The sequence below is a fragment of the Pseudoduganella sp. GW821-FHT05F09 genome, from assembly GCF_059419605.1.
Window position 1 is genome coordinate 502209 of sequence record NZ_JBWKSD010000001.1, and the last position, 16773, is coordinate 518981.

Below are 16773 nucleotides of genomic sequence, written 5' to 3' on the forward strand. Positions count from 1 at the left end.
GAAGAAGTGACAAGAAGGGAGGCGCCATCAACCCCGTACTCTATTTCTATCTGGGCACTACTTTGCTGCTGCTGCTGCATTGCGTCAGCGGCGCGTATTTCGTCGCGTCTGGCAAGCGGAAATCGAAACAGGTGAAGGCGCTTTGCTTCCTGTCGCTGGCCGTCGTGACTTCCATCATGATCGCCTTGCTGTTCTTTGAGGTGTGCTTCTCAGGCAACATGGAATCCATCGACGCGCTGATGCTGATGGCGCCGCTGGTGGTCTGCGTGGCAGGCGACGTGCTGATGTACCGCCTGTCCTCGACCAAGGCCTACAGCACCACCGACGGCAATGGCCCGCGCGTCCGCACGCGCCGCCGCACCACCATCTGAACGGCGCCGCGCCGTTTCCGCCCTCTCCGGCACGGCTGTACATCGGCCGTGCTTGCCCTTATAGTGCCTGCAGGCGCAGCCTTGACTGCGTGAAACATGGGGCAGGCTATGCACGTATTACTGGTGGAAGATGACGCGGTACTGGCCGACGGCCTGCACCGCGTATTGAGCGGCCATGGCATGGCGGTCGACGTGCTGCGCAGCGGCACCGAGGCCGACGCGCTGCTGCAGCGCGCCGGCGCGGCCGAAGTGGCCGTGGTGGTGCTCGACATCGGCCTGCCCGGCATAGACGGTTTCGAAGTGGTGCGCCGCCTGCGCGCGCGCGGCAGCGCCATACCCGTGCTGCTGCTGACGGCGCGCGACGCCATCGAGGACCGCGTGCGCGGCCTGGAACTGGGCGCCGACGATTACCTGGTCAAACCCTTCGCCACCCCGGAGCTGGTGGCGCGCCTGCGCGCGCTGGCGCGCCGCAACGCGCCCAAGGCCGCCGCGCTGGCCATGGGCGACCTGGTGCTGGACGGCGGCACCAAGCGAGCCCGCGTCAAGGAGCGCGCCATCGAGCTGTCGGCGCGCGAGTGGGCGGTGCTGGAATACCTGCTGCAGCACGGCGCGCGGGTGGTGTCCAAGCAGCAGATCATCGACGCCATCCTGCCCTGGGGCGAGGACATGACGCAGAACGCGGTGGAAGTCTATATCTCCCGCCTGCGCCTGAAAATCGCCGACGCCGGCGTGACCATCCGCACCATACGGGGCTTCGGCTACATGCTGGAGCTGGCGCCGCATGCCTAGCATCCGGCTGCGCCTGCTCAAGTGGCTGATCGCGCCCATCCTGCTGATCAACCTGGCGGGCGGCGCCCTGACCTATATGCTGGCCTGGCTGCCGGCCCAGGCCGCGTTCGACCAGAGCCTGTCCGACGCCGCCGGCGCGCTGGGCGCGCGCCTGTCGGCCGCCGGCGGCGCCTGGCGTATCGACCTGCCGCCGCAGGCCGAGCAGGTGCTGCGCAACGGCGACGCCGACGCGGTCTATTTCGTGGTGCGCGACGGTGCCGGCCGCTTGCTGGCCGGGGACGCCGATTTTCCCGCGCTGGCCGGCGCCAAAGTGGCCGCCGCAGGCGCCGCGCTGGCCTACGACGGCGCCATGCGCGGCGAAGCGGTGCGCATCGCCACGCTGCGGGTGAGTGCCGCCGCCACGCCCGGGCCGGCCTACGTCGGCGTGGCGCGCACGCTGCGCCAGCGCACGCAGGTGCGGCAGGCGATTTTCCGCGCGCTGGTGCTGCTCGACAGCCTGTTCACCCTCGCTTGCGTGGGCCTGATCTGGTTCTCTGTCACCAACGGCCTGCGCCCGCTGGAGCGCATGCGCGCCGGCCTGAACGCGCGCAAGGGCGACCAGCTGGCGCCCATCGTGCAGGAGGGCGTGCCTTACGAGCTGGCGCCGGTGGTGCACGCCTTCAACGGCCTGCTGGCGCGCGTGAGCGAGGGCGCGCAGGCGCAGCAGGAATTTCTGGCCAATGTGGCGCACCAGTTGCGCACCCCGCTGGCCGGCCTGCAGACCCAGCTTGAATGGCTGGGCCATCGCCACGCCGAGGCGGAGACCGCGCATTCCATCCGCCTGATGCTGTCCTCCACCGAGCGCATGATACGGCAGACCAACCAGCTGCTGGCCCTGGCGCGCGCCGAGCCCAGCCACTTCGAGAAGACCCGCCTCGAGCCGCTAGCGCTGGACACGCTGGTGGCCGAGACGGTGCAGCATTTCGTCGAGCAGGCGGCGCGCAAGTCCATCGACCTGGGCTTCGAGCTGCAGCCCGCCCCGGTGCTGGGCGACCGCTTCCTGCTGCGCGACCTGATAGACAACCTGATCGACAACGCCATCCGCTACACGCCCGAGCACGGCACGGTGACGGTGCGCTGCATGCCCGGCGAGGCCGGCGGCGGGGCGCTGACCGGCGGCACTGTGCTGGAAGTGGAGGACTCGGGGCCGGGCATCGCCCCGGCGCTGCGCGAGGCCGTGTTCAAGCGCTATGTAAGGCTGGACGACAAGGTGGCCGGCAGCGGCCTGGGCCTGGCCATCGTGCGCGACATTGCGGCCGCGCATGGCGCCCGCATCGCCATTGCCAGCGCCAGCGGCGGCCAGGCCGGGCAGGGCGCATTGTTCTCGGTGCGCTTTCCGGCCGCCTGATTTGGCTGAAAGGCAGCCGAATGCGCAGCTAAATGTGCGGCTGTCAGGAATTTGTCAGTATTTCTTCAGGGAAATGCAAGCTAGGGGCGCTACCATGCTGTCATGACCTATGACAACATAACGGAGCGGACCAAGATGAAACGCAGCCAGCAAGGATTCTCGCTGATCGAAGTGATGATCGCCGTGGCCATCGTCGGCATCCTGGCCGCAGTGGCGCTGCCCGCCTACAGCAAATATGTGGTGCGCGCCCGGCTGACCGAGGCCTTCACCTCGCTGGGCGGCGCGCAGCCGGCCGCCGAGCAGTTCTGGGCCAACACCCGCAGCTACGACGGTTTCCAGAACGCCAGCAACTTCCCGGCCTCGACCGCCAATTTCGACTACACCCTTTCCAACGCCACCGCGTCGGCCTATGTGATCACGGCCACCGGCAAGGGCAAGGCTTCCGGCTTTACCTACACGGTGGACCAGAACGGCGGCCGCGCCACCACCGCCACGCCCGAGTGGGGCACCAGCACCAGTTGCTGGGTCGACCGTCCGGGGGGCGTATGCGGCAATTAAGCCGGCCTCGCCAGCCGGGCCAGGCCGGCCAGCGCGGCACCACGCTGGTCGAGCTGATGATAGGCCTGGCCATCCTGGCGCTGCTGGCGGCCATCGGCATACCCAGCATGGCGACCTGGATCAGCGGCAACAAGGCGGTCTCGGCCGGCGAATTCTATGCCGACGGCTTTGCCATGGCGCGCCGCCAGGCGGTGCTGCACAACGCCGCCAGCCGCATCGTGCTGACGCCGAACGTGAACAACGGCCAGATGGACTGGCAGGTCGACGTGTGCTTCCCGGCGCCGGGCGTGCCCTGCAACGACAGCAGCGGCACCTGGTCCACCACCAGCACGCCGGCGCCGTCCGATCCGGAAGGCGTGAACGGCTACAAGTCCGTGCTGCGCCCGGCGGACGCCTTGCCGCAAAGCGACATGCTGGCGCCCAAGCTGGAGCCGGAAGGCACCTCTGCCGTGTATTTCACCTCGCTGGGCTGGGTCGACACCGGCTATGCCGACCGCCTGAGCCGCATCCGCCTCGATCCGGCCGGCCCGCACGCCAATGAAATCGCGCCGGTGGCGGTGGCCGTGTCGCTGTCCGGCCTGGCCATCAAGTGCAACCCCGTCCTGGCCGCGCCCGACTCGCGCGCCTGCCCACCGTGAGCACGCCATGAAAAACTACCGTCTTCCCCGGCCCCCGGCCTACCGCCAGCGCGGCGTGGCCATGCTGGAAGCCATGATCGCCATCGTCATCCTCGCCATCGGCCTGCTCGGCACGGTGGGCTTGCAGGCGCGCTCGTATTCGGCGCTGTCGGACGCCAGCATGCGCGCCGAAGCCACCATAGCCGGCGAAAAGCTGTTCGGCATCATGAGCAACGACCTGCCCAACCTGGGCAATTACGCGCTGGCCGAAAACGGCACGCCCAGCAGCGCCATCGCGCCCTGGCTGGCGGAAACCAAGCTGCAGATCCCGGGCGCCAAGGTGGCGGTGCGGCTGGTGACGCAAAGCGCCACCACCACCATGGTGGAAATCAGCATCCGCTGGACGCGCAAGACCGGCTCCGCCGAGAACCGCCATGTGCTCACTTCCTATGTCGCGAGGGTGACCTGATGCGCCGCCTGTCTTCCATCTCCCGCCGGCGCGGCGCCGCGCGCGGCTTTTCCATCGTCGAACTGATGGTGGCCGTCACGGTCGGCATGCTGGCCATTATGTTCGCCACCCGGCTGATCGTGAATTCGGAACAGAACAAGTCGGTCTCGCTGGGCGGCTCGGACCAGATGCAAAACGGCATGCTGGCGCTGTTTTCCATCACCGAGGACGCGGCACAGGCGGGCTGGGGCATGAACGACGACCTGGTCGCCGGCTGCAACACCATCTTCTCCGACACCGGCGGCTACGCGCTGGCCTCCGCCGACCGCGGCGGCGTGGCCGTCACGCCGCTGGCGGCGGTGGTGATCACCAACAACGCCAACGGCTCGGATCAGATCAGCCTGAACACCGGCAGCTCGCCCACCGGCGTGGGCTCGGTCAAGGTCAGCGACAACTATGCCGGCGGCGACACGCTCAGCATCTCCACCGCCGCGCCCTTCGGTTTCCTGAAGGGCGACGCCATCGTCGTGGTGCCGGAGCCGCGCGGCGGCAACTGCGCGCTGGCCCAGCTCAGCGCCGACCCGCTCGGCACCGTGCTCACCTTCACGGCCAACGCTGAATCGCGCTACAACCGCAACGGCCTGGGCGCCGGCTTCACCGCCAACCTGGCGCGGGTCTACAACCTGGGGCCGGCGCGCAGCCTGGCGCTGCACACCTGGTCGGTGCGGAACAGCGTGCTGATGCTGCGCGCCTCCAACCTGGCCGGCGCCATGGCGGCGCCGTCGACGGTGGTGGAGGGCATCGTGGCGCTCAAGGCGCAGTACGGTTTTGCCAGCGGCGCCTTCAATCCGGCCACCGGCCTGCAGGTGGCGCAGTGGTCCAACACCATGGTCAACGCCGACGGCGACGCCGCCACCGGCAGCGCCGGCGACTACCAGCAGGTGGCGGCCATCCGCGTGGCCGTGGTGGCGCGCAGCAAGGTCCCGGAAAAGCCGTCGGCCGCCAGCGGCCAGTGCAGCGCCAGCACGGCCAAGCCGGTGGTGTTCGCCACCGCCAGCCCGGCCAACGTGACGGCGGTGCCGGTCACGGTGGAAGTGGCGCAGCCCGGCGACAGCGTGAGCTGGAAGTGCTACCGCTACCGCGTGTTTGAAACCATTATCCCTATCCGCAACGCGGGCTGGAGGCCGACATGGGAAAGCTGAACCCCGCTCCAAGGCTGCGCCAGCGCGGCGTGGCGCTGCCCGTCATGCTCATCATGCTGGCGGTGATGATGCTCAGCAGCATATACCTGCTGCGCTCGACCAATTCCAGCACCATGACCACCAGCAACCTGGCCTACGATTCCTCGCTGGCCAAGGCGGCCGACCTGGGGCTGCACACGGCCTTCCAGTTCCTGGCCACGCAGCCCAAGTCCACGCTGGTGGCGAATATCCCGGCGGCCGGCTATGTGGCCTCGATGGCGCCCAACCAGGGCGTGAACCACCCGGATTTCTGGGCCGGTTCGGCCTATGTGGACGACAGCGCCCATAACCGCATCCAGTACGTGATCCACCGCATGTGCATGCTGCCCGGCGCCTACAACTCGACCGCGCCGGCCAACAACTGCACCCTGGCGGCGGCCAAGCAGAAGGTGGCCAGCCAGACCGGCCTCGGGCTCAGCCTGTCGAGCGACCGCTCCGAATACGCCACCATGCCCGAACTGCACTATGTGATTACAGCGCGCATTTATGGTCCGCGCGGCGGCAACGTCGTGACCCAGTCCGTGGTGATGATGGGTCCTTGAGGCCCTTTAAGACAGGAAACAATATGAACAAGCTCACCTACAAGCCGGGGCTGGCAGCCGTGGTTGCACGCGCTGTCCTGGCCGCCGCTCTGGCCGCGTTGTCGGCGTCCCTGCTGGCGCCGGCCGCCTGGGCCGGCACCACGCAGATTGCGCAAGTGCCGCTGCTGAACATCGCTGGCACCGGCACCGTCAAACCCAATCTGATGCTGCTGTTCGATAACTCCGGTTCGATGGAGCAGCACTACACGCCCGACTACGTGAACGACAACCTGTGCCGCTCCAGCGCCAAGCTGTCGAACGGCATCATGGCCTGCAACGTTGGCCATCCGCCCTTCATGGCGGCCGATTTCAACCGCCAGTACTACAATCCCAAGATCCGCTACCAGCCCGCGATCAAGGCCGACGGCAGCTATTACAAGGAACAGACCTCGGCCAACACCACCGGCTGGACCAAGGTAGCCAGCGACGCTTTCGGCGTCTACAACAAGGACCTGTACGCCGCCAACGACACCGAAATCAACCTGCTGACCGAGTTCCCCGACCTCAAGTGGTGCGACCCGAACAACACCAGCGACTGCCGCGTCAACACCGCCACCTACAGCTATCCGGACAACACCTACCGCAGCGCGGTGGCGATTTCCACCAGTCCCTACTACTTCAACATCGCGGTGGCGGAATTCTGCACCGACGAGAGCATGACCACCTGCAAGTCCACGGCGGCCGGCGGCACGGCGCCGGCCGGCTACCCGGTGCCGGTGAAAGTGCGCTGGTGCAAGGAGACCACGCTGATCAACTGCCAGGCCAAGCGCGTCGGCAGCTACACCTATCCGCGCTATTCCACCGCCAGCGGCGGCGTGGCCGCCTTCGGCACCATCGCCATCGGCGCCACCACCAGCAGCGCCTCGATGACCATCACCAGCGTGACGATACCGGACCCGAGCACGGCGCGCACCATCACCAACGGCACCGTCACCGCGCCCGCCGGCACCAACACCGCGCTCAAGCAGCAAACCATGGCCAGCGCGCTGGCGGCCAGCATCATCGCCAAGACCGGGCTCACCAACCAGTACTACGCCTGCGTGAAAACGCCGATCGGCCAGACCACGGTGCCGCCGTGCTCCAGCTACGGCATTACCCTCACGGCGGAAAACGTGGTGGCGGTGGTGGCCGTGGTGTGCAGCGGCGCCAAGTCGGCCACGACCTGCCTGCCGGTCAGCGACAACAGCCGCGCCGGCTGGGGCATCACCGTCAACGCGCCCAGCGTGACGGTCACGCCGGCCGTGCTGCGCGTGTCGCCCACCGCCATCGTCACCATCTCCGGCACCACCTCCAATTCCGGCAGCCCAGCGCTGACGGACCTGAGCTGGGCCAGCACCCAGTTGATCTCCAGCACCCTGTCAATCGGCCGCAACGTCAGCGCTGCCTCCGCGACCACGGCCATCATCAACAAGATCGGCAACGGTGGCACCATCCAGGCCTACGCGGCAGGCAACAGCGTCACACCGACCTGCGCGGCGCAAAGCGGCAACAACAAGATCTGCCTGGTGCACACCACCATCAACAACAACGCCAACACGCCCAGCGGCGGCGGCGTGAGCGGCCTGACCTTCAGCTATACCGCCGGCGCCGGCTATGTGGCGGCCTCCAGCGCCGTGAGCGAGGCCATTCCCACCACCACCGCCGCCATTTCGTCGGGCAGCGAGCCGCCCAGCACCTTTGTGCGCGTCAACCTGACCTCCGGCTCGACCTACCCGAAAGGCCCGGACCGCATCGACTGCCTGGGCGCCTCCAGCTGCACCTACGCGGAGGAGATGACCAACTTCGCCAACTGGTACACCTACTACAAGAGCCGGCTGCAAATGATGAAGACCTCGGTCGGCATCGCCTTCGCCGCGCTCAACAGCAACTACCGGGCCGGCTTCGTGCGCCTGTCGCAAGCGGCGGCCGGCGCCACCATCGACATGAAGCCGACCGATTTCGTCGGCACCGCGCGCACCACCTGGTACAGCACGCTGTACAACACCACCACCAGCGGCTCGACCCCGATCCGCGCGGCGATGGACAATGTGGGCCGCATGTACGCCAATCTCAGCCCCTATGAATACAGCGCGGGCAACGAGGTGGTGCAGTTCCCCTGCCAGCCCAATTTCCTGATATTGACCACGGACGGCTACTGGAACGGCAGCTCCACCGCCAACGTGGTCAACAACGACAACGTGGAAGATCCGTCCCGTTTCTGCACCCAGGCGCGCGGCTGCGTCGACAAGCGCGACCAGTCCCAGCCCTCGATCTCGGACGTGGCGCTGCACTGGTACAACGGCGGCTCCAGCGACGGCACCGTGTCGTTGCGGCCCTCGCTGGAACCGGATATGACCAAGCCCGGCCAGGTGCCCGCCGCCGGCGGCGAGAACACCCACCTGCACATGAACACCTACACGCTGGGCCTGGGCATGGACGGCGTGATGACCTACGAGCCCAACTACGACACCGCGCCCAAGCCGGGCGGCGACTTCTACAACCTGATCACCGGCGCCGCCTCGGGCTGCCCGTGGAACGCCAACGGCGCCTATGTGTGGCCGGACCCGCAGACCTCCAGCACCGCCAGCACCGTGCAGGAGCGGGTGGACGACCTGTGGCACGCCGCCATCGCCGGCCACGGCAAGTACTTCAGCGCCAACGAGCCCAAGGAAGTGGTGGAGGGCCTGGCCTCGGCGCTGGCCAATATGCAGGTGACGGTGGGCGCGGCCGCCGCCGCCGCGACCTCGACGCCGAATATTTCGCTGCAGGACAACGACATCTTCTCGGATACCTTCACCACCGTGAAATGGTATGGCGAGCTGTCGGACAAGAAGATCGATCCGGCCACCGGCATCGTCGGCACCACGCCGGTCTGGACCACCTCGGACACGGTCGGCCCGCAGGCCGTGGCCGGCGCCGCCGGCACGCCGGCCACGGGCGGCGGGCGCACCATCTACATGCTGGACCCGGGCGGCGCCACCGCGCTGACCGAATTCCGCTACGCCAATATGGGCGGCTCGGCGCTGATGCAGGGCTGGTTCAGCAACAAGTGCACCGCTCTGGCGCAATGCACCTTGCTGTCGACGACGGACCGCGCCATCGTCAACAGCGGCGCCAATCTGGTGAACTGGCTGCGCGGCGAGCAGACCTACGCCAACGACGAGATCTTCCGCGCCTACAGCCTGACGGCCACCACGCCGGCCGGCCAGTCCGGTCCGGTGCCCATCGTGCTGGGCGACATCGCCTCGTCCAAGCCGGCCTATCTGCGCGAGCCGCGCAAGGGCTATCCGTCGGCCACCTACCAGGCCTACCGCACCAAGTGGACCGCCGACCGCGTGCCGACCGTGTTCACCGCCGCCAACGACGGCATGCTGCACGCCTTCCGCGCCTCGGACGGCCATGAGCTGTGGGCCTATGTGCCGCGCATCACCATGAAGAAGCTGCACGCGCTGGCCAGCACCACCTACGGCACCAACCACCAGTTCACCACCGACGGCTCGCCGGAAGTGGCGGACGTGGAGGTGGGCGGCACGTGGAAGACCGTGCTGGTGGCCGGCCTGAACGGCGGCGGACGCGGCTACTACGCGCTGGACGTGACCGACCCCACCGCGCCCAAGGCGCTGTGGGAAACCTGCGCCGACGCCGCCGTGTGCGCGCACGCCGACGCCGACCTCGGCCTGACCTTCGGCAATCCGCAGTTCGGCACCTGGCGCGGCCAGTGGGTGGTGTTCGTCACCTCCGGCTACAACAATGTGCCCGGCACCGACGGCGTGGCCGGCGGCACCGGCCGCGGCTTCCTGTTCATTATCGACGTGGCCACCGGCGCCATCCTGCAGAAGATCGACACCGGCGCCGGCAGCACCACCACGCCGTCCGGCCTGGCGAAAATCACCGCCATCACCAACAACCCGGCCACCGATCCGGCCGTGACCTATGTGTACGGCGGCGACAACGACGGCAATCTGTGGCGCTTCGACGCGGCCGCCGCGACGGTGCGCCAGATGGCCACCACCGGCGCGCTGCAGCCCATCACCACGCGCCCGGACATCACGCTGTGCGCGGCCCAGCAGACCAACGCCACCACCGGCGAGATCACCAATATCGCCCAGCGCGTGGTGCTGTTCGGCACCGGCCGCCTGCTGGACGTGCCGGACACGGTGAATGTCGACCTGCAGAGCCTGTACGTGGTGAAGGACGCCGACACCTGCAGCACCACGCCCTGCATCGCGGCGCGCGGCACCGGCATGGTCAAGCAGACGCTGGCGCTGCAAGGCTCGAGCAGCAACACCAACACCTACACCATCAGCAGCAATCCGGTGAACCTGGTGACGCAGGACGGCTGGTACTTCGACTGGTCGCTGAACAAGGGCGAGCGCATGAACCTGGACCCGAAAGTGGTCAGCGGCGTGGCCAATGTGGTGACCAATCTGCCGACCTCGTCTTCGTCGTGCTCGGTGGGCGGCACCAGCAACGCCTACGCGCTGAATGTGTGCAACGGCAACGCGGCGATCGGCAACATCGCCGGCAGCACCTTGTCGAACACCTCGGCGGCGGTGGGCTTCATCATCGTGCGCCTGCCCAAGGGCGAGCTGAAGATGATCACCACCACCGCCAAGGGCGAAACCCTGACCCGTCCACTGATCGAGCTGGAATCGACCGCCGCGCACCGCGCCGGCTGGCGCAGGATCAAGATCGATTAAGGAATCGATCAAGGCATCGGCAAGGCGAGATTGAGAGTAAGGCTGGCCCCGTGTAAAATAGCAGGTTTTACGCGGGGCCATTGTTATGGTCGCGAACATGGCCAACGACATCGACAACAGCATTCCAGACACCCCGGACGACGCGCCGGCAGCTTCCAGCGGCAAGACGCCCGCGCTGATCGCGCGCGAAACCCTGCGCCGCCGCACCTTCGGCATCATTTCCCACCCGGATGCGGGTAAAACCACGCTGACCGAAAAGCTGCTGCTGTTCTCGGGCGCGATCCAGATGGCCGGCACGGTCAAGGCGCGCAAATCGGGCCGCCACGCCACCTCGGACTGGATGGAGATCGAGAAGCAGCGCGGCATTTCCGTGGCTTCCTCGGTGATGCAGTTCGAGTTCCGCGACCACATCATCAACCTGCTCGACACCCCCGGCCACCAGGACTTCTCGGAAGACACCTACCGCGTGCTGACGGCGGTGGACTCGGCGCTGATGGTGATCGACGCGGCCAAGGGCGTGGAAGCGCAGACCATCAAGCTGCTGGACGTGTGCCGCATGCGCAACACGCCCATCGTCACCTTTATGAACAAGCTGGACCGCGAATGCCGCGATCCGCTCGAGCTGCTCGACGAGCTGGAATCGGTGCTCAAGATCCAGTGCGCGCCGGTGACCTGGCCTATCGGCATGGGCAAGAACTTCCGCGGCGTGTACCACCTGCTGAACGACGAGATCCTGCTGTTCCGCGCCGGTTCGGAAAGCGCCGACCAGGCGGTGGAAATCATCAAGGGCATAGACAATCCGCGCCTGCAGGAAATGTTCCCGCTGGAAATGGATCAGCTGCGCATGGAAGTCGAGCTGGTCAAGGGCGCGTCGCATCCCTTCGACCTGGAGCAGTTCCTGGCCGGCGTGCAGACCCCGGTGTTCTTCGGCTCCGCCATCAACAACTTCGGCGTGCGCGAGATCCTGTCGGCGCTGGTCGACTGGGCGCCCGCGCCGCGCGGCCGCGACGCCACCGTGCGCGTGGTCGAGCCGACCGAGCAGCCGTTTACCGGCTTCGTGTTCAAGATCCAGGCCAATATGGACCCGGCGCACCGCGACCGCATCGCCTTCCTGCGCGTGTGCTCGGGCCGCTTCGAGCGCGGCATGAAGGTCAAGCACCTGCGCCTGGGGCGCGAAGTGAAAGTGTCGTCCGTGGTGACCTTCATGGCTTCCTCGCGCGAGCAGGTGGAAGAGGCCTACGCCGGCGACATCATCGGCCTGCCCAACCACGGCAATATGCAGATCGGCGACTCCTTCTCGGAAGGCGAACTGCTGACCTTCACCGGCATTCCGTATTTCGCCCCGGACTTCTTCCGCCAGGTGCGCATCCGCAACCCGCTGAAGATCAAGCAGCTGCACAAAGGCTTGCAGCAGCTGGGCGAGGAGGGCGCGGTGCAGGTCTTCAAGCCGGTGCAGGGCGGCGAACTGGTGCTGGGCGCGGTCGGTGTGCTGCAGTTCGAGGTGGTGGCCAGCCGCCTGATGAACGAATACGGCGTGGACGCCGTGTTTGAAGGCACCAGCATCAGCAGCGCGCGCTGGGTGTCGTCGGACGACAAGAAGGCCCTGGTGGACTTCGAAGCGGCGCTGGGCCACAACGTGGCCTACGACGCGGCCGGCAATATGGCCTATCTGGCAACGTCCAGCGTGAACCTGCGCCTGACGCAGGAGCGCTGGCCCAAGCTGCAGTTCCACGCTACCCGCGAGCACGCGGCCAAGCTGACCTAAGCCGGACCAGGCCTTATTTGGCGGGGGTGGCCAGCGGCTTGCCCTTGTCCACCACGTACACGCCGGTCAGCTTCATGGTGCCGCTGCCGGTGTTGCGGGCGTCGTGCACCACGCCGGCCTTGATCACGAAGGCTTCGCCCGCTTTCACGCGGCGCGGGTCTTCGCCGTCGATCAGCAATTCTCCCTCGCCCTCCTGTATATAGCTGATCTCGTCGCCGGGATGGCTGTGGCGTCCCGCCACCGCGCCGGGCGCCAGCTCCACATTGGCCACCACGGCTTCCCGTCCGGGCACGGACACGTCTGCCTTGAGCACCACGGTGCGCTTGATGCCGGTGTTCTGCGCCTGCGCGGGCGCGGCCAGCGCCAGGGCGGCGGCCAGGGCGCATGCGGCCCGGGTCAATGTCGCTGTCATTGCTGTCCTTGCTGGGGGTGGGGATGCTGGGAATGGTGGTAATTCTGGTCGTTGCCGAACAGAATCGCGTCGAGTATGCTGGCCGACCAGCACAGCACGCAGGCCAGCGTGGCCGCCGTCATGGCCGGGCCGTTGGTGCGCGACGCGGCGATCTGCTGCGCGATCATGGTGATGTCGAAGGGCAGGGTGCCGTTGGCCAGTTGGCCTGCCAGCACATTCACCTGCACCGCCACCACCCGCAAGATGGTCACCGCGCCCGCCAGCGTGGGCAGCAAAAAGATGCAGCCGCGCGCGAAGCGCTTGAGCACCAGTATCTGGCCCAGGCCCGGAAATAGCAGCGCCGAAATCAGAGCCGCCTTGATCGATTGCTTCATGGCCGTCCTCCTGAACAATGAAGCCCTATCTTACTCTTTTTACAAAACAAGGGAAACTGCGCGGGATTCCTGTTCCAGCCGGCCGTTCCTGACCACCAGCACGCGCTCGGCCATGGCGATGGTTTCCGGACGGTGCGCCACGATAATGCGGGTCAGCCCGAGCGCCTGGATGGTGGCGTTGACGCTTTGCTCGTTGGCAATGTCGAGTTCGCTGGTGGCCTCGTCCAGCACCAGGATGCGCGGCCGGCGGTACAGCGCGCGCGCCAGCAGGATGCGCTGGCGCTGGCCGCCGCTGATGCCCATGCCGTTGTCGCCGGTGATGGTGTTGTAGGCCATGGGCATGGCTTCGATTTCCTGGTGCACCGCTGCCTGCTGGGCGCAGGCGCGGATGCGCTGCCAGTCCGGTTCCGGATCGAAGAAGCTGATGTTCTCGGCCACCGAGCCGGAGAACATGCGGTCCTCCTGCATCACCGTGCCTATCATCTGCCGGTAATTGCTCACGCCCAGCCGCGCCACCGGCACGCCGCCCACCAGCACATCGCCATGCTCGGGCGTGAGCAGGCCCAGCAGGATTTTGACCAGCGTGGTCTTGCCGCAGCCGGAGGCGCCGGTAATGGCGACGCAGGAGCCGGCGGCGATCTTCAGGTCCAGCTGCTCGAAGATCAGCGGTTCGGTGGGCGAGTAGCGGAAGGCCACGCCGCGCAGCTCCAGGCTGGGCGCTGTGGCGGGCAAATCGGGTTCGTCGGCGTCGTGCGGGCCTTCCGGCTCGGTGCCGGTCAGCACGATGTCGGCCACCCGTTCGCCGTGCAGGCGCAGCATGCGGAACTCCACCAGCTTGTCGATCAGCGCGCCCAGGCGCTGCGAAAACTGGTCCTGGTAGGCGATGAACGCGAACAGCATGCCCACCGTGAAGTGGCCGTTCAGCACGGCGCGCGCCGCCAGCCAGACCACCAGCACGCGCTCGGCGCCGAACAGCAGCGTGCGCGCGGTATCGTGGCTGATGCTCAGGCGCTGCATGCGCAGCTCGGCGTTGAACTGTTCGGCCAGGATGTTGAGCCAGCCGGCGCGGCGCTGCTCGCCCTTGCCGAACAGGCGCACGCTCTGGATGCCGTTCACCGTTTCAAAGAAATGCGTGGTCTGGCGCGCCGCATGGATGATTTGCTCGGCCGTGGCGTCGCGCAGCGCGTGCAGCAGGCTCCAGCGCAGCAGGGCGTACAGCGCCACGGCGCCCACGGCCACGGCGGCCAGCGGACCGCTGTACAGCACCATCATGGCCAGCGTGCCGGCCACCATCACGCCGTCCACCAGCGCCTGCACAAAGCCGGTGGTCAGCGTTTTCTGGATCGCGGCGATGGAGCCGAAGCTGGAGATGATGCGGCCCACGTGGCGCTTTTCATAGTATTCCAGCGGCAGGCGCATCATGTGCGAGAAGACGTTGCCGAACCACTGGAAATTCATGCTGGTGCTGAGCGCCACCACGAACCAGCCGCGCACCGCCGTCATGGCGGCCTGGATCAGCACCAGCAGCCCAAAGCCGAGCGCCAGCGTGGCCAGCAGGTCGCGGTCGGCCGACAGCAGGGCCTGGTCGACCACCCATTGCAGGAAGAAGGGCAGGCCGATGGCGATGGTTTCCAGCCCCAGGCTCAGCAGCAGGATCTGGCCCAGGCCGCGCCGCAGTCCCGTGATATGGCCCATCAGCCCGCGCAGCGTGAACTGCAGCTCCTGGCGCGCCGGGCGAAAGTCGCTGGCCGGACGCAGTTCCAGCGCCACGCCGGAAAAGTGTTTGCCGAACTCGGCCAGCGTGAGGCGGCGCCGCCCCACGGCCGGGTCGTGTATCACCACGTGGCGCGCCGACACCGCCACCAGCACCACGAAATGGTCCAGGTCCCAGTGCAGGATGCAGGGCAGGGCCAGTTCCGGCAGGTTGGCCGGCTCCAGCCGCAGCGGCCGGCTTTCCAGCTTGAGCGCGCGCGCGATGCGCATCAGGCTCTCCAGCGTGGCGCCCTTGCGCGAGATGGGGAAACGCAGCCGCAGCGCGGCCAGGCCGGTGCGGTAGCCGTGGTAGTCGGCCACCATGGCCAGGCTGGCCAGGCCGCATTCCGTCGCTTCCGTTTGCAGGAAGACCGGCGCTAGTCGGCGCCATCCCAGGTTGATCATTCAGCTACTTTCTTTATAAGCGTCCGCGCATGCCCAGCAGCGGTTCCAGCGCCCACTCGGCCAGCGTGCGGTGTTCCAGCACCAGCGTGGCGCCCAGCTGCATGCCAGGCATCAGGGGACGCCGCTGGCCGGCGGCGGTGATCTGTTGCGCGTCGAGCCGGACGCGGATGCGGTAGACGGGGTCGGCGGCGCCCAGGGCGGCGGCCCCGGCCGCGCCCGCGCCCGTGGCGGCGTAGCCGGCGGCGCGCTGCAGCTCGCCGAACGGCGCGGTGGCCTGCGAGATCTGGCGCACGCGGCCCGTGTATTGGCCGAACTTCTGGTAGGGGAAGGCGTCGTAGCGCAGCAGCACTTCGGTGCCGGGGCGGATGAAGCCGGCCGCGCGCGTGGGCACGTAGAGCTCGGCTTCCAGCACGCTGTCCTGCGGCAGCAGGCTGGCCACGCGCTGGTCGGCCGCCACCGCCTGGCCCTGGTCGAGCACGATGGCCGCCACGCGGCCGGGCTGGCCGGCCCGCACCAGCAGCTCGCGCTGGGCTTCGCTTTCGCTGGCGGCCTGCTTCAGCGCTTCTATGTCGCGCTGCAATTGCGACGCCTCGCGCCCGCTTTGCAGCGGCAGGTCGGCGCGGCTGGCGGCCAGCGCCACCAGGTCGCGCTGGGTGGCCAGGCGGCTGCCTTCCAGCGCCGCGATGCGCGCTTCCTGCTCCATCAATTCGGCCGCCTTGTCGCTGGCGGCGTTGCGCGAGACGGCGCCGTCGCGCGCGAGTTCGGCGACGTTGCTGCTCACTTCGCGCATGATCTGTACTTTTTGGCGGCGCAGCGCCAGTTCGCCGTCGATCTGGCGCAAGCTTGCGTCCAGGCTGGCCAGGCGCAGCGCCAGCTCCTCGCCCTTGTTGCCGCGCTGGCGGCCCTGCTGCTCCAGTTCCTGCCGCAAATGCGCGATGCGCGCCTGCAGCGACTGGTTGATGGCGGCCTGGGTGGCGCCGCTGGCGCTGGTGCGCTCGCTCGACAGCAGGTAGAGCGGGTCGCCGGCGCGCACCGCCTGGCCTTCGCCGACGTAAAGGCGGCTGATCACGCCGGCTTGCGGCGTGGCCAGGCGCACGCTGCCGCGCTCGGGCACCAGCATGCCGCTCACGGTTTCCTTGCGCGAAAAGCCGAAGTGCAGCGCGAAAATGATGATGGCGGCAATCAGGCCGCAAAAGAACAAGGTCAGCGCAGGGTAGCTCCAGGTGCGCGCCAGGATGACGGCGCCGTGCAGGCGGTGCGCTTTGTGGTGGATGGCCTGTTCGCGGAACAGGCTGTTCATGCTGGGCTTGTCATATGGGTATGAGACTGGGTGTAAGCCGGACCGGCCCGAAGGTGGCCCGGCTGCTTGGGATGACGTCCGCCCTTGGGGGCGG

At 67.6% G+C, this 16773-nt stretch carries 14 protein-coding genes; 10 read left to right on the forward strand and 4 right to left on the reverse strand.

Annotated features, from left to right (window positions below; translation table 11 throughout):
• The first annotated feature begins 62 nt into the window (after window positions 1-62).
• The 10 genes from AC07S4_RS02105 to AC07S4_RS02150 all read left to right on the forward strand — a co-directional run bounded on the left by AC07S4_RS02105 (window position 63) and on the right by AC07S4_RS02150 (window position 12436).
• Window positions 63-371, forward strand: a complete 309-nt coding sequence (locus AC07S4_RS02105; RefSeq protein WP_494985011.1) for a hypothetical protein — start codon at window positions 63-65, stop codon at window positions 369-371.
• Between the two features lie 108 nt (window positions 372-479).
• Window positions 480-1160: a response regulator transcription factor gene (locus tag AC07S4_RS02110; RefSeq protein WP_494985012.1), complete on the forward strand. Its 681-nt coding sequence runs from the start codon at window positions 480-482 to the stop codon at window positions 1158-1160.
• The gene (locus AC07S4_RS02115) at window positions 1153-2547 is read left to right on the forward strand and encodes a sensor histidine kinase (RefSeq protein ID WP_494985013.1); all 1395 of its coding nucleotides are present in this window, start codon (window positions 1153-1155) and stop codon (window positions 2545-2547) included. Before AC07S4_RS02110 ends, AC07S4_RS02115 begins: the two co-directional genes overlap by 8 nt.
• Window positions 2548-2682: 135 nt before the next feature.
• The gene (locus AC07S4_RS02120; RefSeq protein ID WP_494985014.1) at window positions 2683-3105 is read left to right on the forward strand and encodes a type IV pilin protein; all 423 of its coding nucleotides are present in this window, start codon (window positions 2683-2685) and stop codon (window positions 3103-3105) included.
• Entirely contained in the window at window positions 3093-3743 is a 651-nt protein-coding gene (locus AC07S4_RS02125) for a prepilin-type N-terminal cleavage/methylation domain-containing protein (protein ID WP_494985015.1), read from the forward strand. Before AC07S4_RS02120 ends, AC07S4_RS02125 begins: the two co-directional genes overlap by 13 nt.
• Window positions 3744-3750: 7 nt before the next feature.
• A complete protein-coding gene (locus AC07S4_RS02130) occupies window positions 3751-4191 on the forward strand; it encodes a type IV pilus modification PilV family protein (RefSeq protein ID WP_494985016.1) in 441 nt (146 codons plus the stop codon).
• Window positions 4191-5372, forward strand: a complete 1182-nt coding sequence (locus AC07S4_RS02135; RefSeq protein WP_494985017.1) for a PilW family protein — start codon at window positions 4191-4193, stop codon at window positions 5370-5372. The genes AC07S4_RS02130 and AC07S4_RS02135 overlap by 1 nt, the downstream gene beginning before the upstream one ends.
• Entirely contained in the window at window positions 5360-5953 is a 594-nt protein-coding gene (locus tag AC07S4_RS02140) for a pilus assembly PilX family protein (RefSeq protein ID WP_494985018.1), read from the forward strand. The genes AC07S4_RS02135 and AC07S4_RS02140 overlap by 13 nt, the downstream gene beginning before the upstream one ends.
• A 23-nt stretch (window positions 5954-5976) precedes the next feature.
• Window positions 5977-10671, forward strand: a complete 4695-nt coding sequence (locus AC07S4_RS02145; RefSeq protein ID WP_494985019.1) for a PilC/PilY family type IV pilus protein — start codon at window positions 5977-5979, stop codon at window positions 10669-10671.
• 97 nt (window positions 10672-10768) lie between these two features.
• Window positions 10769-12436 carry a peptide chain release factor 3 gene (locus AC07S4_RS02150; RefSeq protein ID WP_494985597.1) on the forward strand — a complete coding sequence of 556 codons (1668 nt, stop codon included), beginning with the start codon at window positions 10769-10771 and terminating at the stop codon, window positions 12434-12436.
• A gap of 13 nt (window positions 12437-12449) precedes the next feature.
• Here AC07S4_RS02150 and AC07S4_RS02155 read toward each other — a convergent pair whose 3' ends face one another.
• Genes AC07S4_RS02155 through AC07S4_RS02170 form a run of 4 tightly spaced genes read right to left on the reverse strand, consistent with a single transcriptional unit; the run spans window position 12450 to window position 16679 of the window.
• Window positions 12450-12848 carry a cupin domain-containing protein gene (locus AC07S4_RS02155; RefSeq protein WP_494985020.1) on the reverse strand — a complete coding sequence of 133 codons (399 nt, stop codon included), beginning with the start codon at window positions 12846-12848 and terminating at the stop codon, window positions 12450-12452.
• On the reverse strand, window positions 12845-13222 hold the full coding sequence (locus AC07S4_RS02160; RefSeq protein ID WP_494985021.1) for a hypothetical protein: 378 nt from the start codon (window positions 13220-13222) through the stop codon (window positions 12845-12847). The genes AC07S4_RS02155 and AC07S4_RS02160 overlap by 4 nt, the downstream gene beginning before the upstream one ends.
• A gap of 39 nt (window positions 13223-13261) precedes the next feature.
• Window positions 13262-15379 carry a peptidase domain-containing ABC transporter gene (locus AC07S4_RS02165; RefSeq protein ID WP_494985022.1) on the reverse strand — a complete coding sequence of 706 codons (2118 nt, stop codon included), beginning with the start codon at window positions 15377-15379 and terminating at the stop codon, window positions 13262-13264.
• Between the two features lie 13 nt (window positions 15380-15392).
• Complete coding sequence (locus AC07S4_RS02170) at window positions 15393-16679, reverse strand: HlyD family secretion protein (RefSeq protein WP_494985023.1); 1287 nt, start codon at window positions 16677-16679, stop codon at window positions 15393-15395.
• Window positions 16680-16773 lie beyond the last annotated feature (94 nt).